Source organism: Streptomyces sclerotialus (assembly GCF_040907265.1).
Lineage (GTDB): Bacteria > Actinomycetota > Actinomycetes > Streptomycetales > Streptomycetaceae > Streptomyces > Streptomyces sclerotialus.
The window spans coordinates 4,088,602-4,106,234 of the sequence record NZ_JBFOHP010000002.1; the positions used below are offsets into that span (position 1 = coordinate 4,088,602).

The 17,633-nt window shown below is 72.8% G+C and carries 14 protein-coding genes; 4 read left to right on the top strand and 10 right to left on the bottom strand.

What is annotated here, in order from left to right; translation table 11 throughout:
• Nucleotides 1-8: 8 nt before the first annotated feature.
• The 4 genes from AAC944_RS18205 to purD all read right to left on the bottom strand — a co-directional run bounded on the left by AAC944_RS18205 (nucleotide 9) and on the right by purD (nucleotide 6,496).
• Nucleotides 9-923 carry a phosphoribosylaminoimidazolesuccinocarboxamide synthase gene (locus AAC944_RS18205; RefSeq protein ID WP_030623518.1) on the bottom strand — a complete coding sequence of 305 codons (915 nt, stop codon included), beginning with the start codon at nucleotides 921-923 and terminating at the stop codon, nucleotides 9-11.
• Nucleotides 924-1,091: 168 nt separating this feature from the next.
• Nucleotides 1,092-2,570 (bottom strand): N,N-dimethylformamidase beta subunit family domain-containing protein, encoded by a 1,479-nt coding sequence (locus AAC944_RS18210; RefSeq protein WP_030623535.1) that lies wholly within the window; start codon nucleotides 2,568-2,570, stop codon nucleotides 1,092-1,094.
• Nucleotides 2,571-2,889: 319 nt separating this feature from the next.
• Nucleotides 2,890-4,857, bottom strand: a complete 1,968-nt coding sequence (locus AAC944_RS18215) for a hypothetical protein (protein WP_030623537.1) — start codon at nucleotides 4,855-4,857, stop codon at nucleotides 2,890-2,892.
• Between the two features lie 385 nt (nucleotides 4,858-5,242).
• Nucleotides 5,243-6,496 (bottom strand): phosphoribosylamine--glycine ligase, encoded by a 1,254-nt coding sequence (purD, locus tag AAC944_RS18220; RefSeq protein WP_030623540.1) that lies wholly within the window; start codon nucleotides 6,494-6,496, stop codon nucleotides 5,243-5,245.
• Nucleotides 6,497-6,931: 435 nt separating this feature from the next.
• On the opposite strand from purD, the gene AAC944_RS18225 reads away from it, so the two are divergent.
• Entirely contained in the window at nucleotides 6,932-7,696 is a 765-nt protein-coding gene (locus AAC944_RS18225; RefSeq protein ID WP_030623543.1) for an SLATT domain-containing protein, read from the top strand.
• Between the two features lie 185 nt (nucleotides 7,697-7,881).
• Here AAC944_RS18225 and AAC944_RS18230 read toward each other — a convergent pair whose 3' ends face one another.
• The 4 genes from AAC944_RS18230 to AAC944_RS18245 form a co-directional block, all read right to left on the bottom strand.
• Nucleotides 7,882-8,532, bottom strand: a complete 651-nt coding sequence (locus AAC944_RS18230) for a putative DNA-mimic protein (RefSeq protein WP_030623547.1) — start codon at nucleotides 8,530-8,532, stop codon at nucleotides 7,882-7,884.
• A 58-nt stretch (nucleotides 8,533-8,590) separates the two neighbouring features.
• The gene (locus AAC944_RS18235) at nucleotides 8,591-9,268 is read right to left on the bottom strand and encodes a GntR family transcriptional regulator (protein ID WP_030623550.1); all 678 of its coding nucleotides are present in this window, start codon (nucleotides 9,266-9,268) and stop codon (nucleotides 8,591-8,593) included.
• A gap of 350 nt (nucleotides 9,269-9,618) precedes the next feature.
• Nucleotides 9,619-10,977: an aspartate aminotransferase family protein gene (locus AAC944_RS18240; protein WP_030623553.1), complete on the bottom strand. Its 1,359-nt coding sequence runs from the start codon at nucleotides 10,975-10,977 to the stop codon at nucleotides 9,619-9,621.
• A gap of 458 nt (nucleotides 10,978-11,435) precedes the next feature.
• On the bottom strand, nucleotides 11,436-12,008 hold the full coding sequence (locus AAC944_RS18245) for a hypothetical protein (RefSeq protein ID WP_030621405.1): 573 nt from the start codon (nucleotides 12,006-12,008) through the stop codon (nucleotides 11,436-11,438).
• 425 nt (nucleotides 12,009-12,433) lie between these two features.
• Between AAC944_RS18245 and AAC944_RS18250 the strand changes: the two genes are divergently transcribed.
• Nucleotides 12,434-13,252: a response regulator transcription factor gene (locus tag AAC944_RS18250; RefSeq protein ID WP_078888841.1), complete on the top strand. Its 819-nt coding sequence runs from the start codon at nucleotides 12,434-12,436 to the stop codon at nucleotides 13,250-13,252.
• A gap of 5 nt (nucleotides 13,253-13,257) precedes the next feature.
• Nucleotides 13,258-14,694 carry a sensor histidine kinase gene (locus AAC944_RS18255; RefSeq protein WP_051872204.1) on the top strand — a complete coding sequence of 479 codons (1,437 nt, stop codon included), beginning with the start codon at nucleotides 13,258-13,260 and terminating at the stop codon, nucleotides 14,692-14,694.
• Between the two features lie 16 nt (nucleotides 14,695-14,710).
• Here the strand turns inward: AAC944_RS18255 and AAC944_RS18260 are convergent, their stop codons facing one another.
• Together AAC944_RS18260 and AAC944_RS18265 are read right to left on the bottom strand one after the other, a co-directional pair.
• Nucleotides 14,711-15,517: a polyphosphate polymerase domain-containing protein gene (locus tag AAC944_RS18260; protein WP_030621411.1), complete on the bottom strand. Its 807-nt coding sequence runs from the start codon at nucleotides 15,515-15,517 to the stop codon at nucleotides 14,711-14,713.
• Nucleotides 15,514-16,233 carry a DUF4956 domain-containing protein gene (locus tag AAC944_RS18265; RefSeq protein ID WP_078888842.1) on the bottom strand — a complete coding sequence of 240 codons (720 nt, stop codon included), beginning with the start codon at nucleotides 16,231-16,233 and terminating at the stop codon, nucleotides 15,514-15,516. Before AAC944_RS18265 ends, AAC944_RS18260 begins: the two co-directional genes overlap by 4 nt.
• Before the next feature lie 318 nt (nucleotides 16,234-16,551).
• Here AAC944_RS18265 and AAC944_RS18270 point away from each other — a divergent pair, with 318 nt between their 5' ends.
• Nucleotides 16,552-17,538 (top strand): phosphatidylinositol-specific phospholipase C, encoded by a 987-nt coding sequence (locus AAC944_RS18270; RefSeq protein WP_051872205.1) that lies wholly within the window; start codon nucleotides 16,552-16,554, stop codon nucleotides 17,536-17,538.
• The last annotated feature ends 95 nt before the right edge of the window (nucleotides 17,539-17,633 follow it).

Below are 17,633 nucleotides of genomic sequence, written 5' to 3' on the forward strand. Positions count from 1 at the left end.
GTGGTGGATCAGGACCACTTGAGACCCGTGAGCCGCTCGTACGCCTCGACGTACTTCGCGCGGGTCTGCGCCACGATCTCCGCCGGCAGCGAGGGCGGCGGCTGCTCGCTCCTGCGGTCCCAGCCGGAGTCCGGCGAGGTCAGCCAGTCCCGGACGAACTGCTTGTCGAAGGACGGCTGGGCACGGCCCGGCTGCCACTGGTCGGCCGGCCAGAAGCGCGAGGAGTCCGGCGTCAGCACCTCGTCGGCCAGGGTCAGCGTCCGCGTGCCGTCCTCGCCCACCTCGTAGCCGAACTCGAACTTGGTGTCCGCCAGGATGATGCCGCGCTCCCGGGCGATGTCCCGGGCCCGGCCGTACACCGCGAGGGTCGCCTGCCGCAGCTGCGCCGCGGTCTCCGCGCCGACCTGCCGGGCGACCTCCTCGTAGGAGACGTTCTCGTCGTGCTCGCCGACCTCGGCCTTGGTGGCCGGGGTGAAGATCGGGCCGGGCAGCTCGGAGCCGTCCTCCAGCCCCTCGGGGAGCGCAAGTCCGCAGACCGTACGGCTCTCCTCGTACTCCTTCAGGCCCGAGCCGGTGAGGTAGCCGCGGGCCACGCACTCGACCGGGACCATGTCGAGGGACTTGCAGACCAGGGTGCGGCCCTCCCAGTCGGCGGGGGCGCCGGCCGGGACGTCGGTGGAGAGCACGTGGTTGGGCGCAAGATCGGCGAGCTGGTCGAACCACCACAGCGAGAGCTGGGTGAGGACCCGGCCCTTGTCGGGGATCTCGGTGGGCAGCACCCAGTCGTACGCGGAGGTACGGTCGCTGGCGACCATGATCAGGTCGCCGTCGGCGTTCTCGTAGAGGTCGCGCACCTTGCCGGTGTGGAGGTGGACCAGGCCCTGCACCTCCACGGGTTCGGGCTTTTCAACAAATCCGGACACGCTGCCTCCGCGTAGGTTGATCCAGGAGTCCTTCCGATTCTCGCGCATGCGGGGGCCCGGCAGCGCTTCAGGGTCGGCCGACGCGGCCCCCGGCGCTTCCGTCCGAGGGCCCGGGGCCGCCGCTCGCGGGCTCGGAGCCGGTGACCGGCTCTCGCCGGTGTCCGGCTCTCAGTCGCGTTTGCAGATGCGGTCGAGGAGATTGGCGGTCGCCCGCTGGATCCGCTCGTCGATGTGGCCGGGCCGGTCCAGCGCCGGCGACCAGGCGAAGGTGCCGGACGCGAAGACCAGGGCGCCGCTGGGCGCGCGGTACAGGGACGTCTCCTGGTGCCGCCGGATGCCGTCCCCGTCGTGGTACGGGGAGTGGGCCAGCAGCACCCGGCTGGTGTGCTCGGGCAGGCTCGTGCGCGGGAAGTACCGATCCGCCTCACCGGCGACCAGCCCGGCCAGCTCGTCCCCTTCGTGCGCGCCGGTGGCCTCCCACAGCCAGTGGTCGCCGTTGCGGACGACGAGCGGGGCGGGCTCGGGCACCCGGCCCGCGTACTGGATGCCCATCAGCTGCTGCTCCGGCTGCCCCAGCTCGCGCCAGAGCGCGGGGCGCCCGGGGCCCTGGCGCTTGCGGCAGGTCAGCAGGGAGTCCGGACCCGAAGGCGACGGGGACAGCTCGACCTGCCAGTACATGGTGTTGGCGGAGAGGAAGACCAGGGACGTGCCCGTGTCACGGGCCCGCTCGGCCGTCCGGCGCATGGGGACCGACCAGTACTCGTCGTGCCCGGGGAAGACCAGGCCGCGGTAGCGCGTCGGATCGACCCGGCCGGCGTGCAGGTCCCGGGCGTCGGCATAGGCGAGGTCGTAGCCGTACCGTTCCGCCCAGCGGATGAAGTCGTACGCGTGGCCGACGTGCAACGGCAGGCCCGCGCCCGCGAACGGGCGGTCGAAGGAGACCGTGACCGCCGCGTCCTTCTCGCCGAGCAGCGCGCCGTCCTCGTCCCAGGCGTGGTACAGGCTGGCGCCCGTCCGGCCGTCCTCGGGGTAGAGGTTGTACGCCTGCCAGGTGACGTCCGGGAGCAGCAGGAGCAGGTCGGCCGGGCGGTCGTCGCGGACCGTGAAGGGGATGTGGCTGCGGTAGCCGTCGGCGGTGGTCAGCACGGCGACGTACGCGCCGACGTGCCAGTACTCGGGGATCTGGAGCCGCCAGGAGAGCCACCAGTGGTGGCAGGAGACCGTGCGGTCGGCGGTGAGCGGGGCGGGCTGGACGATGCCGGAGAGCCGGGGGCTGGTGGTGATTTTCGAGGCTCCGGCCGCGGCGTAGTGGCCGATGCGGTAGACGTCGATGCTGAAGGGCTGCGGCGGGTCGACGGTGATCCGGAAGTCGATGGCCTCGCCGGGGGCCACCGCGCCGCTCGCGGTGAAGCCCTTGATCTGGCGGCGCACGTCGTCGGCGGTGCGGGGGCCCGCGCAGGAGCGGGGCAGCGGGATGGGCGCCTCGTCATGGGTGAGAACCGGATCGACGTACCAGGGGACCACCTGCCCGGAGTCGAAGTAGTTCTCACTGCCACGCAGCCACGGAAGCGGCCCCTGGCCGAACGGATCCGTCACGGCATGCGCGAGCGCCCCGGACTCCCACCGCCGGATCTGCTGTGTGCCCACGCTCCCACTCCCCTCCCTCGCCCCACCGGCTCTCTCGGCACCCGTCGGCTGCGCTGTCCTGCCGCCCGCACGGCGTCACCGGTACGGGCGGCAGGACGAGCTCGCGTGTACGAGCTCTCGGGTACACGTTCGTTCCTAAGAGAAGCGGCGAGTACCCCCAGCACATCACATTACGCACTTGGACCGTCACCCTTCGTCGTGAATTTACGGTCGAGAACGACCGGAAGGCGAATTGGAGGGAAACGGAAGGCCGGAGCCCGTACGCGGTGGGCGGCCGGCAGCGGCCGGGGGCGACGCTCGGTGGAGGGCGGGGTGGCGGTTACACCAGGCGTACGGGCTTGTCGGGGCGTACGCCCAGCTCGCCGAGCCAGTCGCGGAGCGGCTCGGCGTCGCCGTCGTCCACCAGGCTGCGGACCGGGCGGCTCACGTCGGCCCGGCGGGCGCCGTCGACCAGCAGCGCGGGCCCGTCCAGCCAGTCCAGTCCCGGAGCGGCACCCGCGGTGTCCACGGCGGCGCAGCAGACCATCGCCGTGACGTGGTCGGCGAGCAGCTCACGGCCCGAGCGGGGCGCCTGCAGGGGGAACAGCGGCACCCCGCCGTCGACCAGCCCGTCCCCCCAGGACACCCCGGGCCCCGCGGTCTCGGCGGCCTCCTGGGCCGGACCCGCCGTACGGACAGCGGCCCGGCGGTCGGCGGTGGCCCGCTCCTCCCGCTCCAGCTCGGTCACCAGGCGCGCGGCGACCAGGTCGCTCTCCGCCGCGTCCCGGGCCAGCCGCTCGATCACCCGGGTCAGCGTGGGCCCGGCCACGGCGGACTCGCCACCGATCGCCGCGCGAGCGGCGTCCGAAGACGCCGCGGCCTCGGGACGGACCGCGCTCCTGGAAGCGGCCACGGCCTCGGCATCCGCCGTCCGCACCCGGCCGCCGAGGCGCTCGGCGGCCTCCGCCGGCGGCTCGCCGAGGGCCCGGCCCGCGCCGGCCTCGGCCGCCCCGACGGGCTCGCCCACGGAGCTCTTCGTGCCCACCGGCTCCTTCGCCCGTACGGGCTGGGCCGCACCGGTCCCCTCGTCGGGACCGGCAGCCGCGAGAGCCGGGAGATCGTCCAGCACGCGGTGCAGGCGGGCGGCCTCCAGCCGCCATTTGCGGTCGACGACCTCCTCCGGATAGCGGTCCCAGGCCACCGGCGCCCAGTCGGGGCCGGTCTCGGCGGGGCCGCCGTGGAAGAGCCGGGCCGCCAGCAGGGACGCGGCGCGGTCGATGGCGCCGGGCTCCTCCAGCAGGTCACAGGCCGGGCGCTCGCCCAGCCGGGAGGTGAAGCCCTCGGCGAGACGGTCACGGCGGGAGAGCTCGGTGAGCGCGGAGACCACACCGGCGTCCAGCCGGGCGGGCCAGCGGCCCATCCGCCAGGCCGGCAGCGCCACCCGGGTCAGCAGCCGGTCCCAGCCCGCGTACGCCAGGCCCACCTGCTCCTGCGCCACGATCCGCAGGCCGTAGTCCACGCCCTGGGCGCGCGCGGACGCCGCCGCCGCGACCCCGCGCTCCATCTGTGCGGCGTGCTCACCGCAGCCGCGCAGCAGCAGCCGCGCCACCCGGCCAACGAAGCGCAGCGGTACCCCGCGCAGCGTGCCCCGGGCCCGGGCCGCGACCGCCACGGCGGCGTCCAGGCCGCGGACGAAGCGGCGCGCGGCCGCTATGTCGGGGTGGGCCGAGGGGCCCGTACCCGCGACGACGGGGGCCAGCAGGGCCCGCAGCTCGCCGACCCGCATCCACCACAGGAACGGCGAGCCGATGACCAGCACCGGCGCCGGTGCCTGCCGGTCCGCACCGGCCCCGGCCACGCGGGACGCGGACGCCGCGCCTCCGGGCGACGCGTGCGTGCGGTGCGTACGGTCCTCCAGCCAGCTGTCGCAGTCGGGGGTGAGCGCTATCGCGGAGGGCGCCGGCACTTCCAGGCGGTCGGCGAGGTCACGCACCAGGCGGTACAGATCGGGCGCCGACTCCTCGGCGACCGGGACCGTGGGACTGAGCGCGGGCCTGGCCCGGGCGACCACCGTCGCGACCAGCGCCGCCAGCAGCAGCACCACCGCCGCGAAGCCCGCCACGATCCAGCGGGCGAGGGCCCAGCCGCCGGAATCCCAGGAACCGGGCCCGCCGGTCGCGGCCCCGGCGAAGAGCACCACGGCCAGCGCGGCCGGGAGCACGGCCGCGCCCAGGGCCGCGCCGCGGATGCGCAGTACCGCGAGCGCCCGGGCGCGCGCTGCCTGTTCGCCTGCTTCCGGACCTGCCACGAGCCTGTACACCCCCTGCTGTCCTGCATGAACGGGACGGAGAGAAGACGGGACGGAAGAGAGCCGGCACCATGCCGTCGGCCGCTCGCGACCGTCGGCGCGTTGCTCGCTCCCCACCACTCTGGCACCGGCCACTGACATCGCAATGCCGGTGAGCCACTTGCCGGACGTCTCAGGGGCAGCCGGGCCGGGAGCCGGAACGGACACCACAGGACGCTTGCGCGGAACCCTAGTTGGGGCGCCGCCGCACGTCAGCCGTTAACCGGTTCGGTCACTCGATGGAATGGCTTTGGGTAAAGCACGGAACCGGCCGCGGACGGCCGGTTCCTCGTACAGGGCGGGACCGGGGCCTTTGCGGAGGCCCGGCGGTCCCGGCGTGTTCTCCTCAGCCGGCCTGCTCGGCGGCCTTGGCGGCGATGTCCGTCCGGTGGTGGGACCCGTCCAGGGAGATCCGGCCGACCGCGGTGTACGCGCGGTCCCTGGCACTGGCCAGATCGGACCCGGTGGCGGTGACGGAGAGCACCCGGCCGCCCGCGCTGAGGATCCGGCCCTCGGCGTCGTACCGGGTGCCCGCGTGCAGCACGTACGCCTCGTCCTGCTCGGCCACCGCGTCCAGGCCGGTGATCGGGTCACCGGTACGCGGGGTGCCCGGGTAGTTGTGCGAGGCGATGACGACCGTGACGGCCGCGCCGTCGCTCCAGCGCAGCGGCGGGAGAGCGGCGAGGTTGCCGGTCGCCGAGGCCATCAGCAGGCCCGCGAGCGGGGTCTTCAGGCGGGCGAGGACGACCTGGGTCTCCGGGTCGCCGAAGCGCGCGTTGAACTCGATCACACGGACACCGCGCGAGGTGATCGCCAGGCCCGCGTACAGCAGACCGGAGAACGGGGTCCCGCGGCGCCGCAGTTCGTCCACGGTCGGCTGCAGCACGGACTGCATGACCTCGTCGACCAGCTTCGGGTCGGCCCACGGCAGCGGGCTGTACGCGCCCATGCCGCCGGTGTTCGGGCCCTCGTCGCCGTCCAGGGCGCGCTTGAAGTCCTGCGCGGGCTGGAGCGGTACGACGGTCTCGCCGTCGGTGACGGCGAAGAGCGAGACCTCGGGGCCGTCCAGGAACTCCTCGATCACGACGCGGTCGCAGGCCAGCGCGTGCGCCCGGGCCGCCTCGACGTCGTCCGTCACCACGACGCCCTTGCCCGCCGCGAGCCCGTCGTCCTTGACCACGTACGGGGCACCGAACGCGTCCAGGGCCTCGTCGATCTCGGCGAGGGTGGTGCACACGTAGCTGCGCGCCGTCGGCACGCCGGCCGCCGCCATCACATCCTTGGCGAAGGCCTTGGAGCCCTCCAGCTGCGCGGCGTCGGCCGAGGGGCCGAAGACCGGGATGCCACGGTCGCGTACGGCGTCGGCGACACCGGCCACGAGCGGTGCCTCCGGGCCGACGACGACCAGCTCCGCCTGCAGGCTCACGGCCAGCTCGGCAACGGCCGCGCCGTCGAGGGCGTCCACCGGGTGGAGCTCGGCCACCTCGGCGATGCCGGCGTTGCCGGGGGCGCAGTGCAGCGCGGTGACGTCGGGGTCGAGGGACAGGGAGCGGCACAGGGCGTGTTCGCGGGCGCCGCCGCCGATGACGAGGACCTTCACAGGGGCAGCCTAGTCGTCCCGGGTGACGGCATGCCGTGGCGCCCCTGAGGGCGACGCGCCCGTCCGCCCCTGCAAGCCGGCAGATGCTGTCACTCCCCGCCACACGAACGGACACAACAGGGCACGGCTGGTCGAACATGCGCATACGACCGGCTGAACATGGATAAACAGGTACAACCCGGCGAACGGGTACAGCTGATCGAGGGACGCGCGCCTGTCCCCATCTTGGGTACCTAGGTGGAGTTCATGGGGTGTAGCAACTCTTTCGAGTGAGGCCGGGAACAGGCCTATACCTGATCCCGCACCACTTCCGGGCGGAAATAGCTGGATCCTGGCGGCAACGCCAGCCGTTCGGCGGTAGGAAGGGTGTCGCGCGCCACGGCCGTCTCCATCGCATCGCGCGCACCGCACGTATCTTCAACAGGGAGTGCACGGGTGAGCCAGCCGGAGATGCAGCCCGAGAGGCCTCCCGAGGGGCCCCCTCGGGAGGAAGGCGAGGACGCGCAGGGGCGGGATCGCGGTGATCTCGCCGGCCGTGCCTTCCCCCTCGGTGACTGGGGAGAACCGGCCGAGCGCCTGGACGAGCTGTACCAATGGGCCGAGACCGGTGCCCTGCACGTCATCGACTGGTATCTCGCGGACCGCGTCGTCAAACGGCGCACCGCCCGGATCCTGCGGGCCGGCGCCGCCACCGGCGTCTCGGCGGGGGCGCTGCTGCCCCTGCTCGGCCTCACCGGCGCGCTGGAGGACGGCACCCAGTACGGCTATCTGGCCCTGCTGGTCGCCGCCGTCTGCATGGGCTGCGACCGGTTCTTCGGCGTGACGGCGGGCTGGATGCGGGACGTGGCAGCGGCGCAGGCCGTACAGCGGCGACTGGAAGCGCTGCAGTTCGACTGGGCGTCGGAGAGCGTCCGGGAAGTGCTCGGCCCCACGGAGGGCACCGCCGCCGAGGCGGCCGAGCGCTGCCTGACCGTACTGCGGCGCTTCAACGAGGACATCGCGGAGCTGGTCCGCTCCGAGACGGCCGACTGGATGATGGCGTTCCGTACCGGCCCGGTACCGACCGGCAGCCAGGCGACACCGGCCCCGTGGGGGCCGCCGCGCCAGGAAACCGCGCCGGACCGCACGGGCCGCATCGTGCTCCCCCCGGGCACCCGCCCGAACATGCCCCGCCAGCGCCCGCCGGAGCCGCCACGGTGAGCGGGGCGTGCCGGGAGGTGGGCCGTCGGCCGGAGACGCCCCGGCAGTTACCGGCGGAGACGCTGCGGTGAGCGGGCCGTTGCAGGGCTCAGGTGTCGGCAGGACGGCCCACGCGGCGTCCCCGGAGACGCATGGTGAGCGGGCCGCTCCAGGGGTGGGGCGCCCGGTCCGGCGCCCGCTTCCGGTCAGCTGAAGACGATCATCGAACCCTGGCCGAGGCTGCGGGTCGCCGCCGCGTGCAGCCCGAGCCAGACATGGCGTTCCCGGGCGAACGGACTGTCGTCGCCGACCGCGCCCTCCGCCCGCTCCTCCAGCTTCGTGGGCCGCTCCGGCGGCGTCGGGGCCGCGGGCGGATTGGCCGGGTCGATGCCGATGGCCGGTCCGACCATCTCCAGCTCCCGCAGCAGCCCGTGGGACGAACCCAGCGGGCCGCCACCGGCCAGCAGTTCGTCGTTGGCGAGCGGATGCGGGAAGTCCACCGGTACGTACGCGCCCGCGTGGTCGTAGTGCCACACCAGGTGCGACTCCTGCGCCGTACTCTCGAACATCTCCAGCAACTGCTCGTAGTCACCCCCCAGTTCGTCCACCGGCGAGACGGCGAGGCCGCAGATCTGGAGGAGGTACGCGCGGCGCAGGAAATGCAGCGCGTCGTAGTCGAACCCGGCGACCGGCGCGACGTCCCCGGAGAGGCCCGGCATGTAGTTGAAGACCGGCACGGGAGGCAGCCCCGCGTCGTTCAGCGCCTTGTCGTAGGAGGCGAGCTCTTCGGAGAAGGGATTGTCGGGGCTGTGGCACAGCACGTCGACGAGGGGGACCAGCCACAGGTCACACGCCACAAGTTCTCGCTTCCGCTCGGGTCCGGCTGACGAAGCCGATGGTCGGGACAGCGTAGTGCTAGGCGAGGTTCTCGACGAGGGCGAGGGCATGGGCGTTGTACTCGCGCACCAGGCGCTGCGCGGTGGCCACGTCACGGTGGACGACCGCGGTCGCCAACTCCTGGTGCCCCTGCCACAGATGACCGCGCAGATCAGCCTTGGCACGCAGCATCGGCACAGCGAACACCCAGCCCTGTACCCGCATCCGGTCCAGAAACTCCGCGATGTAGGAATTGCCCACGAGATTGCCGAACTCGCGCCAGAACCGCAGGTCGTAGCCGATCAGTACGTCCAGGTCGCCGCAGCGCGCCGACCGTTCCGCTTCCTCTGCGCGGCGCCGGATGGAGACCAGCGCGTCGGACGTGACACCGCGGACCAGTTCCTCGGCGCCGGTACGGAAGACACCTTCCACGACGAGCGTGCGAGCCTCGACCATGGCGCGGTAATCGGCGGCCGTGAACGTGTGGACGCAGAACCCGCGGTGCTGCTCCACGTCCAGGAGGCCCTGCGCGGAAAGGTCGAGCAGCGCCTCACGGACCGGGGTCGCGGAGACCCCGTACTGCTCGGCGATCTCCTTGACGGTGAACTGGCGGCCCGCGGGCAGCCGTCCGGCCAGCACCTCGTCGCGCAGCGCGTCTGCGATCTGCTGTCGGAGTGTGCTGCGCTGGATGACTCCGCTGACCGGCCCGGCGGGCATCGTGTCCGTCTCCTTCCACGACCGCACGGAACTGGAGCGGCCCTCGCTCTCACGATAGGCGAGCGTCGCACGAGACGGATGGGACGGTGGTTACGAAAGGGCTCCACGAGAGGCGTGGCGGGACGTGGCGGGGGCCGGTGACGGGGGCCGGTGGCGGGGCGCGGTGGGGCCGGTGGCGGGGCGTGGTGGGGCCGGTGGCGGGGCCGCGGTGCGCGCCGGTCGGCGAGACGCGGTGTGGGCCGGTGGCCGGGCGTGGTGCGGGCCGGTGGCCGGGCACGGTGTGGGCCGGTCGGCGGTTTCGTGCGCCCGGCCGGTGGGCTGCCCCACCGGCCGGGCCGCACGGGAGTACGTCAGACCGTGTACGCGTCTGCCGTGGTCAGGGCCTCGTCGAGCGCTGCCAGGCCCTCCTTCGCCTCCGTCTCGGTGATCGTGCACGGCGGGACGACATGCGTACGGTTCATGTTCAGGAACGGCCACAGGCCCCGCTCCTTGCACGCCGCCGCGAACTGCGCCATCGGGGTGTTGTCCGCGCCCGAGGCGTTGTACGGCACCAGCGGCTCGTGCGTCTCACGGTTCCTGACCAGCTCAAGGGCCCAGAAGACGCCCATGCCGCGCACCTCGCCCACCGACGGGTGCCGCTCGGCGATGTCCTTCAGCGCCGGGCCGATGACCTTCTCGCCGATCTCCGCGGCGTTCTCCACGATGCGCTCCTCCGCCATCGCGTTGATCGTCGCGACCGCCGAGGCGCAGGCCAGCGGATGGCCGGAGTACGTCAGACCGCCCGGGTAGGGGCGCTTGTCGAAGGTCGCGGCGATCTCAGCGGAGATCGCGACACCGCCCAGCGGCACGTAACCGCTGTTCACGCCCTTGGCGAAGGTCATCAGGTCGGGCACGACGTCGAAGTGGTCGAGCGCGAACCAGCGGCCCGTCCGCCCGAAGCCCGCCATGACCTCGTCCAGGATGAAGACGATGCCGTACCGGTCGCAGATCTCCCGCACGCCGGCGAGGTAGCCGGGCGGCGGGACCATGATGCCGGCGGTGCCGGGAATGGTCTCCAGGATGATCGCGGCGATCGACTGCGGGCCCTCGAAGGCGATGGTGTCCTCAAGGTGGCGCAGTGCGCGCTCGCACTCCTGCTGCTCGTTCTCCGCGTGGAAGGGCGAGCGGTACAGGAACGGGCCCCAGAAGTGCACCACGCCGGCCGACGCGGTGTCCGAGGGCCAGCGCCGCGGGTCACCCGTGAGGTTGATCGCCGCGGCCGTGGCACCGTGGTACGAGCGGTACGTGGAGAGCACCTTCGACCGGCCGGTGTGCAGCCGGGCCATGCGCACGGCGTTCTCCACGGCCTCGGCGCCGCCGTTGGTGAAGAAGATCTTGTCCAGGTCGCCGGGCGTACGCTCGGCGACCAGCCGCGCGGCCTCGGACCGCACGTCCACGGCGAAGCCCGGCGCGAGGGTGCACAGCTTGCCGGCCTGCTCCTGGATGGCGGCGACGACCTTCGGGTGCTGGTGCCCGATGTTGGTGTTGACCAGCTGAGACGTGAAGTCGAGGTAGCGGTTGCCGTCGTAGTCCCACATGTACGAGCCCTCGGCGCCCGCGATCGGCAGCGGGTCTATCAGGCCCTGCGCCGACCAGGAGTGGAAGACGTGGGCACGGTCGGCGGCCTTCACGGCCGCGCCGACGGCGGGGTCTGGTTGCGTCGTGGTCACGGTCACTACCTCGGATCGCTCAGGGCCGCCAGGACTTCGGGAACGCGGGAACTCCGCACGACGAGGACGCTGTGCAGGGAGGCGCGGGTACGGGGCGGCGGACGCTGACCAGCCTAAGGATCACCGCGCCGGCGACGGTACCGACAGTGTGTATGGCACTCACCACGCGCTCTGACAGGTTGTCGATCGCGGGGTGAATTGGCTTTGGGGCGGGGGCCGGAGACGGGGGCGAGGGCGGGGGCCGGAGACGGGGGCCGGAGACGGGGGCCGGAGACGGGGGCGGGGACCGGAGACGGGGGCGGGGACCGGAGACGGGGGCGGGGACCGGGGGCAGGGGCGGGGGCCGGGGGCAGGGCCGGATGCCCGAGCCCGGGTCTCCGCGTCCTAGTAACCGGGGCCCTCCCCCTCCCCTCCCCCTCCCCACTCCACCTCAGTCGTCGGCCGCGCCGTGCCGCGGCTCAGTCGTCATCGTCGTCGTCATCCTCGTCCGCGTCGTGGTCCGCCACCGGTATGGCCTTGGGGTGACCGTCGGTACACCGGATCGCGTACGTACGGTCGTCGCCGTCGTCGATAGGTTCGAACTCGATCGTCGCGACGTCGGACGGGCCCCGCTTCACGGTGTCCATGTGGTAGCCCGAGGCCGGGCTCCAGACCGTGAGGTACACCCGGCCGTCGGGGCGGCACTCGGCGGTCGCGCTGCCGCCGGTGACGTTGACGGTGCCCACCCGCCCGGCGGAACCGGCGGAGGACGTCTCACCGGAGCCGGGCGTGGCACCGCCGGAGGGGGTACCGGCCCCACTCGCGTCCGGGGCGGCGGAGTCGGAGGCGCCGCCGCCTGGCTCCGAGGAGCCGGGCCGGGCGGAGGTGCGGGCGGCCGCGAGTTTCTGGCGTACCCCGTCGTCGTCCAGCGGCTCGGCGCGGGTGTTCTGCAGCCCCATGTCGGTGTTGGCCAGCGACCACGCGCCCAGCCCGCCCGCTCCCGCGAACGCGCAGACCCATACGGCCGTCACCACGGCGCCTCGCCACTTCATCGCGCGTCCTCCTTTCCCTGTCCCCGCGTTTCCTGCGGTGCTCTGTCTCCGCCGGTGCTCTGTTTCCGCCGGTGCGTTGTCTTCGCCGGTGCCCCGTGCCTTCGTCGGTGCCCCGTGTCTCGCCAGTGCCCATGCCTTACCGGTGCCCCGTGCCTGCCTCGGTGGCTGCCTGGGCCGGCCGGTCCCGGTGTTTCTTCACTCTGCCTGCTCGATCCGCCGTCGGCGGGTTTTCCACAGGCCGGATGTGTCTCTTGCCGGTCTCGTCCGGGTGAGCGGGTTGTCCACAGATTCCACGACGCCCGTACAGGAACGAGTCGACCAGGCACGTTCCAGACTCGCGCACCATTCCCTAACGGCCGGTTAAGGCGGCCCCAAAGCCTGTGGCCGGCCCTCCGATCGGGATCATCGCTGGTTACCGTGGCGTCATGTCCCACCTGCTCGTCGTCGAGGACGACCCCCAGCTGCGCAGTGCGCTCGTGCGGGCGCTGCGGGACCGCGGTCATGCCGTGGCCACCGCCGCGACCGGGATGTCCGGCCTGGACGCTGCCGTGACCGACCGTCCCGATCTGATCGTGCTGGACCTGGGGCTGCCCGACGTGGACGGCGCCCAGGTGCTGCGGATGCTGCGGGCGGTCAGCGACGTACCGATCATCGTCGCCACCGCGCGCGACGAGGAGGGCGACATGGTCGCGGTGCTCGACGACGGCGCGGACGACTACATCGTCAAGCCGTTCGGCGCCGCGCAGCTGGACGCCCGCATCAAGGCGGTACTGCGCCGTCTGGGTACGGCCGAGCCGGAGGCGCCGCTCCGGGTCGGCGGGCTGGTCCTGGATACGGCGGCGCGCGAGGTCGTGCTCGACGGCGCGCCGCTGGACCTCACGCCCCGCGAGTTCGACCTGCTGGTCTATCTCGCCCGCCGCGTCGGCCAGGTCGTCTCGCGCCGGGAGCTGCTCGCGGAGGTGTGGCAGCAGCCGCTCGGCGGGGCGGACAAGACGGTGGACGTCCATCTGTCCTGGCTACGCCGGAAACTCGGGGAGACCGCCCAGAAGCCGCGGTACCTGCACACCGTCCGTACCGTGGGCGTCAAGCTCGCGGCCCCGGACAGCGGTGACGGTGACAGTGGCGGCAGTGATCGCGATGTCGGCAGTGATCGCAGTGATCGCGGTGGCGGCAGTGATCGTGGTGGCAGAAGTGGCCACGGTGGTGGCGGCAGTGTCGACGGCTCGGCCCGGCGGTCGGAGTAGATGCGATGCGTCTGCGGATTCTGCTGGTCACGGCCCTGACTACCGCGCTCGTGCTCGCCGCGCTCCTGGTGCCGCTCGCGATCCTCACCCGTAGTCACGCCGCGGACCGGGCCACGGCCGACGCCACCGCCCGCGCGCAGTCGCTGGCCGCCGGCATCGGTACCGCGCTGGCCCATCCCGGCCCCGAGGGCAGCCTGGCCACCGCCGCGTCGCTCGTGACGGCCGCCAACGGGGCGAATCTGCCGCGTACGTCGGTGATCCTCGCGGACGGGACCGTGCTGGGCCCACCGGCGCGCGTCACGGACGCCGTGCGCCTGGCGCGTTACGGGCGTGCGTTCGCGTACGCGCCCCCTGGAGGCGGCCAGACGGTGCTGGTCCCCGTACAGGGCGCCTCCGGCGGTACCGCCGTCATCCATGTCGCGCTGACCGATGAGCAACTGTACGCGGGGACTCTCCCGTCCTGGCTGGCGTTCGCCGGGCTCGGGGTCGGGCTCGTACTGCTCGGCCTGCTGGTCGCCGACCGGCTGGGCGCCCGGCTGGTCGGCTCCACACAGCGGCTCGCGAAGGTCGCCGACCGGCTCGCGGCCGGCGACCTGACCGCCCGCGCGGAGCCGGACGGGCCGCCGGAGCTGCGCCTGGTGGCCGGTGAGCTGAACAATCTCGCGGGTCGCATCGAGGGCTTCCTCACCGCCGAGCGGGAGAACGCGGCGGACCTGGCGCACCGCCTCCGTACGCCGGTCGCGGCGCTGCGCCTGGATGCCGAGGGGCTGCGCGACCCGGCCGAGGCGGAGCGGATCGCGGCGGACGTGGCGGCACTGGAGCGCAGCGTGGACGAGGTCATCCGTACGGCGCGCAAGCCGCTGCGGGAAGCCGCCGGGTACGGGGGCGCGGGTGGCCCGTCCCGTGGCGGAGCCGGTGCGCCGTCCGCCGACCTGGTCGCGGTGGCCCGTGAGCGCGCGGACTTCTGGCGCCCGCTGGCGGAGGACCAGGGGCGCACGCTGGACTTCCAAGCCCCTGATGCGCCGGTGCCCGTACGGGCGGACGAAGCGGAGCTGGCAGCCGCGGTGGACGCGCTCATCGGCAATGTCTTCGACCACACGCCGGAGGGCGTGGGTATGCGGCTGTCCGTGTCCGCCGCCGGTGACGAGCGCGCGGGCGAGGCTGCGGGGAGCCGTAGCGGGGGCGGCGGGCTGCTGGTCATAGAGGACGACGGGCCCGGTTTCCCCGAGGGGCACGTGCCGCAGCGGGGTAAGAGCGGCGGCGGCTCCACGGGGCTCGGTCTGGACATCGTGCGCCGCGTCGCGGAGGAGTCCGGCGGCCGCACGGTGCTGACCGCCGCGCGGCGGGCGAGCGGCGGGGAGGCGGCCCCTGACGGTACCGGCGGCGGCGAGGGCGGCCGTGGTGCCCGGGTGGAGGCCCACCTCGGGGGGCCGTCGGCGTAGTCCCCGCCTCATCTCGTCAGGCCGCGTGCGGCTCGGCCGGGGTGAAGACCCGGCGGGTGGCGCGTCGCCAGGCGTTCGCGGTGAGGTCGGGGCGCAGGGCGGACAGCGCGCCGCAGTACTTGGTGAATTCGGCCGGGCGGACGCCATAAGCGTGCAGCAGCCGGTCAGCCTCGGTCAGATGTCCGTCCGTCTTGGACTCGACGAGCACCAGGCCCCCATCGGCGCGGACGGCACGTCCCGTACGCGGGTCGCGGCAGATCATGCCCGCGTCGCAGGTGATGCGCTGGCCGTCCGCCACGAAGGTCGCCCGCTGGTAGTCGGTGACGAGCGAGGTGGCGAGGTCGGTGGGGGCCGTCATGTCGTACGTGCGGCGCAGCACCGAGGCCAGGAAGTTGCGCTGCGCCTGATCAAGTGCGGTCGTACCGGGGATCATCGGCTGCCGGAACTTGACCGTTTCGCCGCGCCCGCTCTTGAGCTTGATTTCGAACTGCCGCTCCCCGGTGTCCTCGTACAGCCGCTCCCTGATCTTGAAGCGAAGCCGTCGGCCCTGCCGGTGGTCGTGGAAGGCCCGCAGGTCAGGCGTGTCGTAGTAGAGGGAGTTGTACCGGAACCAGCGCCGGCCGTTGATGCACAGCGACTTGAACGGTCCGCCGGGGCGCTTCGGGTCCGTCAGCCGGGCCGCGAAGTCGGCGAAGATCTCGACCGGCACGAGGTAGCTGTTGTCGTGGCGGGCCAGCAGCTCGGCACGGGCCTGCACCTCGGCGAGGGTGATGGGGTGCGCGGCCAGTGCGGCGCGGGCGATGGCGCGTACGGCGGGGTTCACACGGTCTCCTTCGAGGCGTCGGCGGTACGTCCGGAGGGGAGGTCGGTGGAGCGGTCGGGTACGTGCGGCGTGCGGTCGGCGCGGTACTGGGTGGCCGGTTCCCCGGGCGTCTGGTGATCGGACGCCTTGTGAGGCGTACGAGCGACGGCGACGGAACGTTCCATCTCGCGGTAACGGACGTCCACGACCGTCACGTCCCGGACGAAGTCGACCTGCTTGACGGTCCAGTTGAGCGGCTCGCCCACCCGGCGGGCCAGGTCGGCGCGGAGCGCGGCCGGGTCGGTGTGCACGACGTCGAGGGTGACCACCGTGCGGCGGCTGCGGGTCAGCAGCTTGGGGTGGTCGGCGCACCAGATGACGAAGAGCAGCAGCACGGTGAAGATCGCGGCGAAGCCCAGCTCCAGCTGCGGCAGCCCGCACAGCAGGCCCAGGACGAGGGTCGTGAAGTAGTACGCGACCTCTTCGTGCTGGATGGAGTCCGAGCGCAGCCGGATGATCGACAACACGCCGAACAGGCCGAACGCCAGCGCCGTGCCCCCGCTGCCGTTGACCTCCGCGAGTGCCGCGACGACCGAGAACAGCGCGACGTTCAGTGCGAGGTAGGCCGGCACCAGGTCGCGGCGCCGGTGCCGCGGGTAGTACACGGCGAACGTCAGCACGCACACCGCGGCCAGGTCGAGCCCCAGGTGGGCGGCCAGCTGTCCGAGAGTAACCATTGCTTTCCTCGTACGGTCACGGGTGGCCGGCCCGTCCGGCGGCCACGTCTCCTGCGATTCGCTCCCGTGGCGCGGCGCGGAGCCGCACGGCGGGAGGCACGAGAAAGAAGCTAGGAATCCGTGGGTTAAGCGCGCCCCTCACTGGCGTTAAGGAAAGCGGCTGGGGCGTCAGCCGTGGTGGACGCCCGTCACAGCTGTTTCGTCGGCACCTCCCGTCGCTGTTGTCGCTGGGGCTACTCTCCTCTCACCACACGCAGCCCTGCCGCCGAGGCCCTCGCTGTGTGGTGCCGGGCCGCATGCCACTGGAGGGGACTGAGCATGCCCATCAGCCGTCGAGGATTCGTCACCGCGGCCCTGACCGGCTCCGCGACCGCCCTGCTCGCCGGAGCGCCGGCCCGCGCGCTCCCGGCCCCCGCCACCCCTGCGGCCGGCCGTGCCGCCGCGGCGCCCGACCCGGCCCGGTGGATGGCCGCGTTGCCGGACGGTGTCCCGCTGACCCGGCTGACCGTGCCCGGTACGCATGACACCTGCGCCACCGACCCGATGAACGGTACGGAGTGGTCGCACACCCAGAACATGGGTATACCGGAGCAACTGCGGCGCGGCATACGCTTCCTCGACATCCGCCTCGGCACGCCGCCGCCGGACGTGCCCGGCGAACTCGGCGTCTACCACGGGGCGTACTACCAGGACATCACCTTCAACACCGTCCTCGACCAGTGCCGCGACTTCCTGCGGGAGGCGCCGGGTGAGACCGTGCTGATGCGCGTCAAGAACGAGCACGGGCTGACCGACGCGCAGCTCAGCGACAGGTTCGGCGAGTACCTGGGGGCGAAGGGGTACGGAGATCTCTTCCTCGTCGCGCCCGACCTTCCCTCGCTCGGCGCGGCCCGCGGCAAGGTCGTGCTGATCACCCAGTTCGCCTCCGGGCTGAGCGCACCCGCCTGGCCCGCGGGCGACAACGGCACTTTCTCGAACGAGTGGTTCGCGCTGCAGGACCACTACGCGACGTCCGTCGACACCAAACGGCGCGACGTCCTGCGGCACTTCGACGCTGTGACGGCCCATCAGGACTCCGGCCGGCTCTACCTCAACTTCGCCAGCCTCGCTCCGGATGCGGCCAACGGCTTCCGCTGGCCCAAGCACCTCGCCGACGCGGTCATGCCCACCGTCCTGACCTACCTCAGCAGCCATCAGCAGCCAGGCGTCCACCTCGGCGTCGTGGTCATGGACTTCCCCGAATTCCACCCCCCTGCCATCGAATCGCTCATCGCCCGCAATTTCCCCCCGAGCGCTGCTGCCTGACAACGGACCCGCCGGTCCGATCGTTCCCGCCTCGTGACGCCCCGGCCGCTCCCGCGCGATCCCCGGCGGCCTACGCTCGGCTGACGATGCCGGAA